Origin of the sequence: Desulfocurvibacter africanus subsp. africanus DSM 2603 (genome assembly GCF_000422545.1) — a bacterium.
GTDB classification, from domain to species: domain Bacteria; phylum Desulfobacterota; class Desulfovibrionia; order Desulfovibrionales; family Desulfovibrionaceae; genus Desulfocurvibacter; species Desulfocurvibacter africanus.
In genome coordinates this window covers 15080-27390 of the sequence record NZ_AULZ01000001.1, presented here as the reverse complement: position 1 = coordinate 27390, position 12311 = coordinate 15080, and the positions used below count along the sequence as shown (strand labels likewise).

Here is a 12311-nt window from a genome sequence, read left to right as displayed (position 1 = left end):
CACATATCACCTGTTTCGCGCTATGCGTCCATGGAAAACAGGTCGACGGCAAGCCGGGCATGAGGGAGTGACGCCCGATGGTCACCTTACAGAAAGATAGAAGGCGGATGCCACGGGCTTAGAGCATTTTGCTTTTGAAAATGCTCTGCAAGCCATGCGTCGGCATGGCTTGCCGCCGCGTAGGCGTAGGCGCAATTCAATTGCGCCGTCAACGCCGGAGCGGGCGTCTTAAAAGCAATCTGCTTTAAACAGTATGCCGATGAAAATGGGGGCAAGGGAATCATTCCCCTGGTGGGAGGAGCCTGGGAAGGAGCGAGCCGCTCTGGCAGGCAAACCCCTTCCCAGATCTTGTGTGAAATGGCCTATTCGTCCCGAACGAGCCAGACCGCGAACTCGGGATTGGGCTTGTAGCCCACGCCCACCGCGCCTTTATGCAGATAGAGACAATAGGCCCAGTCCGGCTCGAAGAAACTGGTGGTGGAGGACCAGCAGGCCTCGGGCACATGCTGGAACGGGTGGCCGTCGGGAAGGGCAGGGGAGTGGCTCGATGCATCCACGAGACTTTCCAGCTCGTTTATGCTGGGCAGCCGCCACGGCAGGCCGTCGCGGGCCGAGATATCCACCGCAAGGTCCAAGGCTGCCTGCCACGTGAGGTATTTTCCGGCAATATCGGCTGAACGGGTCCATACGAGGCCGGTCAACACGTCGCGCACGGCACCATCGAGTAGCGTATAGCGCGGCGAGGGCCATGCCACGCCCGCGCGCAGTTCGCCATCCTGCAAGCTGCCTGTGCAAGCCACTTCAAGACCCAGGTCATCGTAGCAGGCCATCTGGCCCGTAGCCGGCAGCACTGGGCTATCGCCGCGCACGGGCCACAGCAGGCAGTACTGGTCCTTGCGGCCGTAGAACATGCGCCCGCCTTCCATGTGCACATACCAGGCATAGGCGGGCGCCATGGCCGAAGTAGTGCAGGTCCAGTACCAGCCCAAGAACACGCTCTGGAAGGGATGATCCGCGGGCAGGGCCGGCTTGCGCGCCGCGTGGCTGACCAGGCTGCGCAACTCGCGGCGATTGGGCATGCGCCAGTCTGCGTGCCCATGGGCTGACTCGGCGTTCATGAGCCGCACGAATTCCAGGGCCTCGCTCCAGGTCGCCGGGAAGTTCAATGGATTGGCGTTGCGTGTCCAGGTCAGGCCGGTTGCCAGGTCGAGAACCAGCTCGCCTTGGGTCTTGAAACGCGGCTCGGGCCAGGGGCAACCCGGCCGAAACTCAGCGTCTTGGCCTGAGCCGGCGCAGTCCACGGGTCGTCCCGTAGCATCCCAGCATTTCGCCAAGCCGGTCCAAAGATAGTGCCTGCCCACGCGTGTCCTTATCGAGCTAGTCCCAAGCCATGCGCTCAAGTTCGACCGTGAGCTCCTGCATGAAATTGGCGGGACAAATTTCGGGATCGAAGGTCAAAGGCGTGCACTCATCCGCGCATGCAATGGCAGCCAGACCTTCATACAGGCAGATGGCGGTTTCAGTGGGCTGCGTTGCGCACAATCGGGTAAAGAGATGCTTGAGGCCGTCGGGAGCCGTGGGTGAGAGGGTTACAATGGCGCCCGCATTGTCGAAGTCGAAATGAAAGTGGTCGAGGTAGGCGCTGACGGTCTTCTGCATGGCGACGCTCCTATGGTTATCAGCGTCATTCTATAGAGTAAAAGGGTCTATTTGTCATCACCGAACAGTAATCGCGTCACGTTTTCAGAGCGAAATGATTCAGGACCAGCTTGCCCGTATCGCGCAACAGAGCGGGATGCGATCCCTGACTGTCCCAGAAGATTGCGTCGCGCGTGGTATGCGTGCCCGTGCGACCGAATAGTCCGAAAATCTCCCGGCGGTCGAACTTGGCCTTGAGGTCGAATCCGGGATGGCCAACGCAGACCAGATCCGGCGCATGGTGTGCCTGGGGGCCTTGGTACAGTTCCTCGCCCCGGTGTACGGCCTCCAGCACCGGCTGGCCCTCGAAGCGCAGTTCAAGCAGGCCCTGGCGGATATCCTCGCGCAGGGCCAAGGCCTCGCGCCGATTAAGCAGGCCCCGGCCGAAGCGCTCGCGATCATGCAGGTAGATGCGCCCAGGGTCCAGGGCAAAGGCGCGTGACTCGGGTGCGATGCGCGTTGCGTCCCACTGGCCGCTCTCGGAATGATCGCTGCCTGGCAGCAGACGCAGGAATCCGGCGCACATGAGCCAGGCGTTGACGTCCACCTCGGTGATGAGCGGCGCGAAGCCGTGGTCGGCCAGGACAACGAGCCGCTTGGGCTCGGGCAAGGCGTCATAGCGTTCAAGCGCATCGGCCACGGCGGTATCCCACAGGCGCAAAAGCTTCATGCATCTGTCGTGCAGCCAGTGGGATGGGTCGAGCACCGCATCGAGAAAGAAATGGAAAAGCCGGTCCGTCTCGGTCAGCACGTAGACGAAGAGGTCGAAGTCCAGACCGCCCCAGAGCAGATCCAGGGCCGCTTGGCGCGAGACGAGGCTGCGCGTCAAACCATCCAGAAGCAGATCGGGCTCGGCGCGGCCGCGGGCAGTTTCTGCTTCGAGTATATAGCCCTGGCGGGCGAGAATGGCCGCGAGCACTGGCGGATGCACGGCGCGGGACAACTCCGGCGCCACGAAGCCGGCCACGAGCATGCCGCGCAAGGGCTTGGCCGGGTAGGTGTTGGGCAGATTGAGCACCTTGGAAACAAGCCCTTGGCTGCTCAAACGGTCGAAAATGGTTGGCGCGCACACGTGGCTCGAATCGGTGATTGAGAGCGCGTAACTCGCCGGGTCCAGGCGCGTGAAGCCGTACACGCCGTGCTCTCCGGGTCCGCAGGCAGTGAAGAAGGATGTCCAGTTGACGGGCGAGAGTTCGGGCAGTTCGGAGGCCACTTGCATGGCGCGGGAGTCATGGACCAAGGAGGCCAGCGCCGGGAGATCGGTCAGTTCACAGAGACGTCGCGCTAAAGGCAGGGCGAGTCCGTCGAGGCCTAGAACTACGAGGCGTGTGCGTGGCGTCATATTGGAACCAGTTCGGGATATCGAGATGAACTGTGGGCCTACTGGCCACGGTCCATGTACAGACATTAAGGGCTGGCAACTGCTCGTCAGTCGGAAGCTGGCTCAGACCGTTTAGGTGCATGCAAAGATCAGGTTGGTAAAGGCGCTGTCGCACGCAGGCAAAGATTAATAGCCTTACCGTGACTGGGCCGGATGCTATTTCTTTTTCTGTGGTTGGCGCGTGGTAAGCGTAACCGCAGGCTGGTAAGGGTTCGCGCCGGAGTCGCCTTTTTTTGCGCCGGGCGAAAAAAGCGGGTTGGCGCTGGAGTCGGACCGCTTGCCTTGATCCGGAACGGCCTGCTCTGGAATGCCGACGCCTGAAATTTCTTCCGGAGCCTCCTGCAACACCGCGGAGACATTCCGGCCGACCTTGCGGTCAAGATAGGCTTTGACCTGCAAGGCATTTTCATGGGCAGGGTTGATCTTCAGGCATGCGGAAACGTGCCGGTAGACCTTGCGCACATCATCCTTATGGAAGGCGGCGCGTGCGATATTGAAGTGCAGGTTCTCGTCATCCGGGGCGAGGACCACGGCGCGCTCGTAGTATTCGATGGCCTGGTCGTACATCTTGCCCTTGCGCAGGGCGATGCCGAATTCGTTGAACATATGCTTGTGTTCGGCGGCGTAGGTCGCTTCCATGGCCATGAGCTTCTGGAAGACCTTCACGGCCTTCTCCATGTCATTGCGTTCAATGAAGCAGATGCCGATGCCGAAGGTAGCCCTGATGTTATCCTCGTCCAGGTTAAGAGCCTTGGTGTACTCCATTTCGGCCGAGAAGTAGTTGTTCTGCTGGCGGTACTTGTCGCCCCAGGCCAGGGCCTTGCGCAGTGCCGAGAGTTGGGGAAGCACGTTCTTGGCGTACAGCTCCGGCTCCGGCATATACTGCTTCAGGAGCTGTTCCTTGCCGATGACGGCCTTGATGCCTATGGGCAGCCAGTTGGAGTTCATGGGCTGGGTTTCGTAGTCGCCGTCTTCAAGCTCACGCACAAGATAGTAGATGGTTTCCTTGACCTTGGACGATGTCGCGCCGAAGCCGACACGCGTTATCCTTTCGGATGAAAACACGCCGATCATGGGCTCCTTGGGCGGAGTAATGGCAATGCCTGACAATTTCGGGGTCGACATAAGATATCCTTGTGAGGCGAACCATACATGCATGATGACCGACAAATCAATATCAATAAACACGAAAATCGTTGAGCCCAGCCGCGCAGATATCCTACGCAAGCTGGTTCACATGGATACACTGGCCCAGGGATATACTGTAAGGCTGCAAGTGCGTTAAACTAGGTTCGCAACGCCCTATGCAAGAGACGATCTGCAGGGCTGGAGCAGAGTCCTGTGTCCGGTCACTCCGGTCAGGGTGCAGCAGCATAGGGCCGGAGCTGAGCGCCGACCCATGAGGCACGTGAAATCCGCTGAGTCCGGCTCGACCTGCTAACGCGCGAATTTCTGCTTATATTCTCTCTCCAGTTCGCGTTGTTCCCGCTCGTATCGATCCATCTCCCGCTGGCGCGCCCTGTCGTACGATCGCTGGCGTTCATCGCCTGTACCGGGCCACTGCTCCTGGAAACGCAGGTCGATCTTCCGCAGGTTACGTTCGTTGCGGGCCTGCTCTTTTGCCGTCTCCTGATCATACCAATACTGAATCGCGTCCTGGTCCGGCGGTCTGCGCTTGATCGGTTCTTGTACTGGGAGCAGGCTGTCGCCTATTTCCGCATGGACCGGACTCACGAATTGCAACTCTTGCGGCAGCAATCCGGTATATTGAAGAATGCCTCCGCCGAGCATGGCGCAAGCGCCTGCTGCCAGCATGGTTTTGGTGATTGATCGTATCAAGTGCGACATGGCTTCCCCCCTGCGATTAAAAATGAAACTCAGCATAAGACAGCTCCGGGCGTGGTGCCATTAGATATAATGGAAAAGTCGATTGAGTGGGCTGATACGCCGCACGCATATGGCTATCGGCTTCCGAGCCGGTTTGGCGGAAAACCAGGGGAGGGCGGAAAGAAAAAGCGGCTTCCCCCTGCAAACAGGGGGAAGCCGCTTGACGCAATTAGATATGCTTGATGTCCGGAGCCTATTTGACCAGCGCCAGCTTGCCTTCGATGAGGTCGGAGATGACCGTCGGATCGGCCAGGGTGGAGGTATCGCCGAAGTCCTCCATGCTGGTGGAGCCGGCCGCGATCTTGCGCAGCACGCGGCGCATGATTTTGCCGCTCCTGGTCTTGGGCAGACCGTCGGCGAACTGGATGAACTCGGGCGCGGCGATGGGGCCGATTTCCTTGCGCACGTGGCCCTTGAGCTCCTTGCGCAGCTCGTCGCTGGGGTCGATGCCCGTACGCAGGGACACGTATGCGTAGATGGTTTCGCCCTTGACCGCATGCGGCATGCCCACCACCGCCGCCTCGGCCACGGCCGGGTGCGACACGAGGGCGGACTCTATCTCGGCCGTGCCCAGGCGGTGGCCCGAGACGTTGAGCACGTCGTCCAGGCGGCCCATGATCCAGAAGTAGCCGTCATCATCGGTGCGTGCGCCGTCGCCGGACTCGTACATGCCCTTGAAGCGCTCGAAGTAGTTCTTCTTGAAGCGCTCTGGGTCGCCGAACACGCCGCGCAGCATGCCGGGCCAGGGCTTTTTGATGACCAGGTGGCCGCCCTGGTTGGGACCCACGTCCTTGCCTTCCGAGTCCACGATGGCCGCATGCACGCCGGGCAGGCCCCTGGTGGCCGAGCCTGGCTTGAGGGGCGTGGCGTAGGGCAGGGCCGAGATCATGATGCCGCCGGTCTCTGTCTGCCACCAGGTGTCCAGCACGGGCAGCCGGCCGCCGCCGATGTGCTTGTGGTACCACAGCCAGGCTTCGGGGTTGATGGGCTCGCCGACGCTGCCCAGCACGCGCAGGGAGGACAGGTCGTACTTGGCCGGCCACTCCTCGCCCTCGCGCATGAGCGCGCGGATGACCGTGGGCGCGGTGTAGAAGATATTCACCTTGAATTTCTGCACGAGCTTCCAGAAACGGTCTGGGCCAGGGTAGCTCGGCACGCCCTCGAACATGAAGCTCGTGGCGCCCAGGGCCAGCGGTCCGTACAAAATGTAGCTGTGGCCCGTGATCCAGCCGATGTCCGCCGTGCACCAGTACACGTCGTCATCCTTGACGTCGAAGACCCATTGGGTGCTGTGCGCGGCGTAGGTCAGATAGCCGCCTTGGGTGTGCACCACGCCCTTGGGCTTGCCCGTGGAGCCGGATGTGTACAGGATGAACAGCGGGTCCTCGGAATCCATGACTTCATAAGCGCACTTGTCCGAAATGGACTCGCCGGCCATGAGTTCATGCCACCAGTGGTCGCGGCCCTCGACCATGGTCACGTCGTTGCCTGCGCGGCGCACGACCGCGACTTGCTCCACGCTTGGGCAGCCTTTGAGCGCCTCGTCGGCATTGGGCTTGAGGGGGATGGTGCGCCCAGCGCGAATCACGGCGTCGGCCGTGACCAGCACCTTGGCCTGGCAGTCCTGGATGCGGTTCTGCAGGCTGTGGGCCGAGAAGCCGGCGAAAACCACCGAGTGCGTGGCGCCGATGCGCGCGCAGGCCAGCAGGGCCACGGCCAGCTCGGGGATCATGGGCATGTAGACGGCCACGCGGTCGCCCTTTTTCACGCCCATGGACTTGAGCACGTTGGCGAAGCGGCAGACCTCGGTGTGCAGCATCTGGTAGGTATAGACCTTGACCTCGTCCTCGGGCTCGCCCTGCCAGATGATGGCCGCCTTGTTGCGCCGGCCGTCGGTCAGGTGACGGTCGAGGCAGTTGGCCGCCACGTTGAGCTTGCCGCCCTTGAACCAGTTGATCTCGGGCTTGTTGTAATCGTACTGCAGGACCTTGTCCCAGGGCGCGTCCCAGGTAATCAGCTCCTTGGCCCTGTCGGCCCAGAAGCCTTCCGGGTCTTCGGCCGCGCGGGCGTATGCGCGCTCGTATTCTTCCATGGATTTAATGTAGGCTTGCCCGCGGCCTTCCTGCGGGGGCTGGAAGGATTGCCCTTCTTGCTGCAGGCTCTCGATGCTGCTCTGTTTGTTCATGGCTGGACCTCGCTTGGGCTTGTATGAGTCGCAGGAAAATGAAAGAGGGCGGCCTGATTCGGCTACGGAGCGGCCTTTGGCGCGTAACCCCCCGGAATGCCTCTCGCGTCTATCAGCTATAGGAGAATCCGTTCCGTTTGCACACGTTTTTTGGTAAACGGCAGGAATCCGGGATGTGAACGGCAGACGTTCGTCCGCATCCGGCCTTTCACCTTCAGGCCTGGATTCGTCTCCGGGCCGGCAGACACAGCACAGGGAGAGCATACCGCCCATGAGCGTCACCAATCTCGACGCCCTGTTCCGGCCAACGTCCGTGGCCGTTATCGGCGCGTCCAACAAGCCCCGCTCGCCAGGCTCCATCGTCATGCGCAATCTGCTCTCGGGCCGCTTCCTGGGGCCGGTCATGCCGGTTACGGCCACGGACGAGGCCGTCTCGGGCGTGCTGACCTACAAGGACGTGGACACTCTGCCCATCACGCCCGACCTGGCCGTGATCTGCACTCCGCCAAGTCATACGCCCGATTACATCCGCAAGCTCGGCAAGCGCGGCACGCGCGCGGCCATTATCATCGGCCCGGGCTTCGCCACCCTGGAGGCCGAGGAACGCGGCCGACTCGAATACGAAACCTACGAGGCCGCCAAACATTACGGCATGCGCCTGCTGGGACCCAACTGCATGGGCCTCATCTCGCCGAGCGCGGGCCTCAATGCGAGCCTGGCGCACACGGACGCGGCCCAGGGCCGCATCGCCTTCGTCACGCAATCCGACTCCCTGTTCACCACTGTCCTGGATTGGGCGCAAGGCAGCGGCATCGGATTTTCGCACTTCATCTCCCTGGGAGACCAACTGGACGTGAACTTCGCGGCGGTGCTCGACTATCTGGGATCGGACACCATGACGCGCTCCATTCTATTGTACGTCGAGTCCATCTGCGACGCGCGCAGCTTCATGTCCGCGGCGCGGGCCAGCGCGCGCAACAAGCCTATCCTGGTAATCAAGCCCGGCGGCAATGTGCCCGAGTACCGGCCGGAGCAGGCCTGCGCGCTACGCCAGGAGGACGCCGACTCGGTCTACGACGTGGCCTTCCGCCGCGCGGGCATCGTGCGCGTGAACAGCGTGGACGGCCTGTTCGACGGCGCGCGCACCCTGGTCAGGACTCAGACCCTGTTTTCCGACGGTTTGGCCATCCTGGCCAACGGCCGCAGCGTGGGGCTGCTGGCCGCGGATGCCTGCGTTTCAGGCGGCGGCGAGTTGGCCGAGCTTGCAGAGGACACGCGCAAGGCCCTGGCCGGCATCAGAAGCTCGCACCGCCCCGGCCAGAATCCCGTGGTGCTGCACTTCGACGCCGACGCGCAGGCTTACGAGCAGGCCATCAAGGCCTTGCTGCACGATCCGTCCGTGGCCGCGGTGCTGGTGCTGCACGTACCCTTCGCCGAGGTTCCCTCGGAGAAGATCGCCGAGGCCGTGGCGCATACCGTGAGCCAGACCAAGCGCGTGGTGCTCACCAGTTGGCTTGGCACCGAGAGCGACCGCGCCTCGCGTCAAATATTCCGCCAGGCCGGAGTGCCGACTTTCGACACCCCGGACAAGGCCGTGTCCGCATACCTGCACATGGTCACCTACCGCCGCAACCAGCAGTTGCTCATGGAGTCGCCCGATTCCTTGCCCGCCGACTTCTTCCCGGACACGGACAAGGCTCGCACGATTGTTGCCCAGGCCCTGGCCGAGAAACGCTACAAGCTCTCGGAGGCCGAGGCGCGCGGCGTGCTGGCGGCTTACGGCGTGCCCGTGGTGGAGACGCGCACCTGCGCGTCGGCGCGCGAGGCCGTGCAGATCGCCGAGGAACTGGGCTTTCCCGTGGCGCTCAAGGTCCGCTCGCCGCAGGTGCCTCAACCATTCATCGTGGGTGGCGTGATGCTGGACATCGAAACGCCCGAGCAGCTTTGGGAAGTCGCGCCCAGCCTGGTGTCCCGCGTGCACCGCCACATGCCGGAGGCCTATATCGACGGCTTCGTGGTGCAGCAGATGGGTCGCCGGCCCGGCGCTCACGAGCTTTTCGTGGGCGCGTTCATCGATCCCATCTTCGGCCCTGTGGTGCGTTTCGGCCATGGCGGCATGGCCTTCAAGGTCATCCGCGACACGGCCGTGGCCCTGCCGCCCCTGAACATGAGTCTGGCCCGCGAGTTGATAAGCCGCACGCGCATCGCCCGGCTGCTCTCGGGCGCTGGTCCGCTGCCCGCCGCGGACGTCGATGACATCTGCCTGACGCTCATTCAGGTAACGCAGCTCATGATCGACGTGCCCCAGATCACGGACCTGGAGATCAACCCTCTGTTCGCCGATGACAAGGGCGTGCTGGCCCTGGGCGCGCAGATCAAGGTCGCGCGCACGACCCAGACCGGCCCGGAGCGCTTGGCCATCCGGCCCTATCCCAAGGAGCTGGAGGAAGCGGCCGCGCTCAAGGACGGCTCCAAGGTGCTCCTGCGACCCATCCGTCCCGAGGACGCGCCCGCGCACTTCGACTTCGTGAAGAGCCTGACCGCCGATGACCTGCGCCTGCGCTTCTTCGGCGCGCCGCGCGAGTTCGAATTCGCGGACATGGCCAGCTTCACGCAGATCGACTACGACCGCGAGATGGCCTTCATCGCCACGCGCCAACTCCAGAGCGGCGATTCCGAGACGCTCGGCGTGGTGCGCACGTCCACCAAGCCCGATAACTCCTCGGCCGAATACGCCATCATCGTGCGCGGGGACATGAAGGGCAAGGGGCTAGGGCGGCTGCTGCTGGAAAAGATGATCCGCTACGTGAAGAGCCGGGGAACGAAAGTCCTGGAAGCCCAGACCCTGCCCGAGAACAAGGCCATGATAGGCCTGTCGCAACGGCTGGGGTTCATTGTGCGGACTGATTACGAGGATGATATAGTCGAGATGAAGCTGACGTTGAATCCATGATGCGGATGGGCGTGCGTAGGTGTCTGCGCACGCCCTGTAGTCCCCCGCCTGATTGCCCCTCCTTCGCGCTGCCTGATACAGGCATGGTGGAATCGACAACCAGCGACGAGGAGGAACCGGCATGCCCACGCAAGCCCGCCGAGCCCAACCGACCGAGCACGTCGAAGAGATGGCCCTATCGCGCCTGCAGGACAAGGACGACAATTACGCCCTGGCCTTCATGCTGACTCTCAAGGCCGCCGAGTCCGGCAGTCTGGCCTATTCGCACATCGAAAGCTTCATGCTCTCGGCTATGAATGCCCTGGACGCGGCCGACGCCGAGCGGGCAGAGCCCGAACCCGAGGATCTGCTCGTGTCAGCCCCGCCCAAACAGAGGGGCAGAGCGTAGCCGTCGCATATGGGCGCTTCGTTGGAATACTGGCGGCATTTAACGGCAAATCGAAGCATGATGAGGAAAGCCGCCGCTCCGCAAGGGCATTGTCGCCCCGCGCATTAGGCCGCAGCAGCCCCGGGCATTGCTAGTATCGGGGTTTGCTGCGTAATCGGTGGGAGTACTCTATCGATGTTCTATAATTGCGACGCTTCACCGGCTAGAAGAAACGTGCAATCGGCTCGGTGTCGGCAGTGAGTGACGGGAGGCTACTCGGTTGCAAAGTATGCAACAACCTTCAGAGGCGCTTCGGCGGCTCTTTTCCCTTGCTTGGACATAATTCGGTTGATCCGCTGCTCCGCAATCTTGGCGTTTTGAATTGTATCCGCTGGTTTCATCGACTCAGTCATCCTCTCGACAAGAGTCTTATGGTAAAGGGAGGCAACTTCGTCCCCTTTTTCATTTATCAGTATCCAATCTTGAGACTGATTCCAGTAGACGGTGCAGGAGACTAACTTGCTCTTAAGATGGGCGGAAAAGATAGTATGCATTATATCTCCCAGAGGCATGACCAGCATTGGCAGTGTCATATTAGATGATTAGTTGGTGAGTATTTGCAACTCATGCGATATTCTGCACTCTAGGTCAAAGACGGCGGAAGCACAATCGATAAAAGTGGAGAGTCCCATGCCGAAGGAACTGATAACGTATCTGGTTAAAGCTCTCGTGGATTACCCTGAAATGGTGCAAGTCACTGAAGTGGTCGGTGAGAATGTAATTATCCTGGAAGTCAAAGTAGCCAAGGAAGATGTAGGCAAGGTAATCGGCAAAAGCGGAAGAACAGTCCTGGCGTTGCGTGATATACTTGCCGCGGTCGCGGGCAAGGGCAAGCAGCGGGTGGTGCTCGATATACTGGAGTAGTGTGCCCTCATGGCTGGGTTCAGTTAGTTAGCGGGCGACAGGGACGGATTCGATGCGATGAATTCCCGCCAGTCATTCCCGACTACTTAAGCCACATCGCAGCCTGTCCCTCTTTTCTATGCTAGGCAAGGTTTTCTTGATCGACATATCTCTGGATTCCATTAGCCGAGTCCCCCAAAGAGGCATATCATCCGGCATTCCCATGTATGTTTAACAAGGTCATTGTGAGGGCTACAGATAAATCGATGCCGGCAAGTTGATCATCTCTCTTTTGTCATGTACTTAGTTAACAAGCAGATTCATGTTGACATGCTTATTAAGATTGATATGAAAGAACAGATTACCAAGGGGGGATTACATGGATGACATGATCAAGCAAGTGTTGGAGATTGTAAAGGCGCAGGCTAGCGTTAGGCAGATGACCGAGGAAGAAATCGTTTCCATGGTCAAGAAGCTTGCTTCCAGCCTTGGCGGTGTTGCCGAGGTTGCGGGCAATGGCACTACTCAGCAGCAAGAGCCGGCGTGCGACACAAAAAAATCCATTCGTGAAGGCACGGTTATTTGTCTTGAATGCGGCAAGTCGTTCAAGGTCATTACCAACAAACACCTTGCCGAGCACGGTCTGGATAAAGAAAGCTATCTTGCCAAGTGGGGTTTGCCCAAGGGTACTGCTCTGGCCTGTAAAAGGCTGGTACGCGAACGCCGCAAGACAATGAAGGACATGAAGCTATGGGAGCGCAGGGGCAGCAAGGGCAACAAGCAGGCTGCAAAGACGTCCTGAACGACTACCACGCAACTTCCCGTCCGACGAGAGCGCTCGATGCGTTGAGCGCGAAGTCCATGCGAGAATCCCCGTTTTTGACCGGGCGAAAAATAAAGCAGGCCGCCACCCTCGACGGGGTCGCGGCCTGCTTCC

Annotated in this window: 11 protein-coding genes; 4 read left to right on the top strand and 7 right to left on the bottom strand. The window is 60.8% G+C overall.

The genetic code is table 11. The annotated features are described in order from the left end of the window. Positions 1 to 362: 362 nt before the first annotated feature. The 6 genes from H585_RS0100115 to acs form a co-directional block, all read right to left on the bottom strand. Complete coding sequence (locus H585_RS0100115) at positions 363 to 1361, bottom strand: Lcl C-terminal domain-containing protein (protein ID WP_027366256.1); 999 nt, start codon at positions 1359 to 1361, stop codon at positions 363 to 365. A 16-nt stretch (positions 1362 to 1377) separates the two neighbouring features. Then, on the bottom strand, positions 1378 to 1659 hold the full coding sequence (locus H585_RS0100110; RefSeq protein ID WP_005988223.1) for a hypothetical protein: 282 nt from the start codon (positions 1657 to 1659) through the stop codon (positions 1378 to 1380). A gap of 76 nt (positions 1660 to 1735) precedes the next feature. Then, complete coding sequence (locus H585_RS0100105; protein WP_027366255.1) at positions 1736 to 3040, bottom strand: alkaline phosphatase family protein; 1305 nt, start codon at positions 3038 to 3040, stop codon at positions 1736 to 1738. A gap of 195 nt (positions 3041 to 3235) precedes the next feature. Continuing rightward, complete coding sequence (locus H585_RS0100100; RefSeq protein WP_027366254.1) at positions 3236 to 4204, bottom strand: tetratricopeptide repeat protein; 969 nt, start codon at positions 4202 to 4204, stop codon at positions 3236 to 3238. Positions 4205 to 4516: 312 nt separating this feature from the next. Continuing rightward, a complete protein-coding gene (locus tag H585_RS0100095; protein WP_244432445.1) occupies positions 4517 to 4963 on the bottom strand; it encodes a hypothetical protein in 447 nt (148 codons plus the stop codon). Positions 4964 to 5159: 196 nt separating this feature from the next. Further along, positions 5160 to 7151 (bottom strand): acetate--CoA ligase, encoded by a 1992-nt coding sequence (gene acs / locus H585_RS0100090; protein ID WP_014258531.1) that lies wholly within the window; start codon positions 7149 to 7151, stop codon positions 5160 to 5162. A gap of 271 nt (positions 7152 to 7422) precedes the next feature. On the opposite strand from acs, the gene H585_RS0100085 reads away from it, so the two are divergent. Beyond that, a complete protein-coding gene (locus tag H585_RS0100085; protein ID WP_027366252.1) occupies positions 7423 to 10104 on the top strand; it encodes a bifunctional acetate--CoA ligase family protein/GNAT family N-acetyltransferase in 2682 nt (893 codons plus the stop codon). 121 nt (positions 10105 to 10225) lie between these two features. After that, complete coding sequence (locus tag H585_RS0100080) at positions 10226 to 10492, top strand: hypothetical protein (protein ID WP_014258529.1); 267 nt, start codon at positions 10226 to 10228, stop codon at positions 10490 to 10492. 251 nt (positions 10493 to 10743) lie between these two features. Here the strand turns inward: H585_RS0100080 and H585_RS0100075 are convergent, their stop codons facing one another. Next, on the bottom strand, positions 10744 to 11025 hold the full coding sequence (locus H585_RS0100075; protein WP_005988213.1) for a hypothetical protein: 282 nt from the start codon (positions 11023 to 11025) through the stop codon (positions 10744 to 10746). Positions 11026 to 11161: 136 nt separating this feature from the next. Here H585_RS0100075 and H585_RS0100070 point away from each other — a divergent pair, with 136 nt between their 5' ends. Together H585_RS0100070 and H585_RS0100065 are read left to right on the top strand one after the other, a co-directional pair. Then, positions 11162 to 11395, top strand: coding sequence for a KH domain-containing protein (locus tag H585_RS0100070; RefSeq protein ID WP_027366251.1), 234 nt, complete (start codon positions 11162 to 11164; stop codon positions 11393 to 11395). Between the two features lie 358 nt (positions 11396 to 11753). Next, on the top strand, positions 11754 to 12176 hold the full coding sequence (locus H585_RS0100065) for a Ros/MucR family transcriptional regulator (RefSeq protein ID WP_014258528.1): 423 nt from the start codon (positions 11754 to 11756) through the stop codon (positions 12174 to 12176). Positions 12177 to 12311 lie beyond the last annotated feature (135 nt).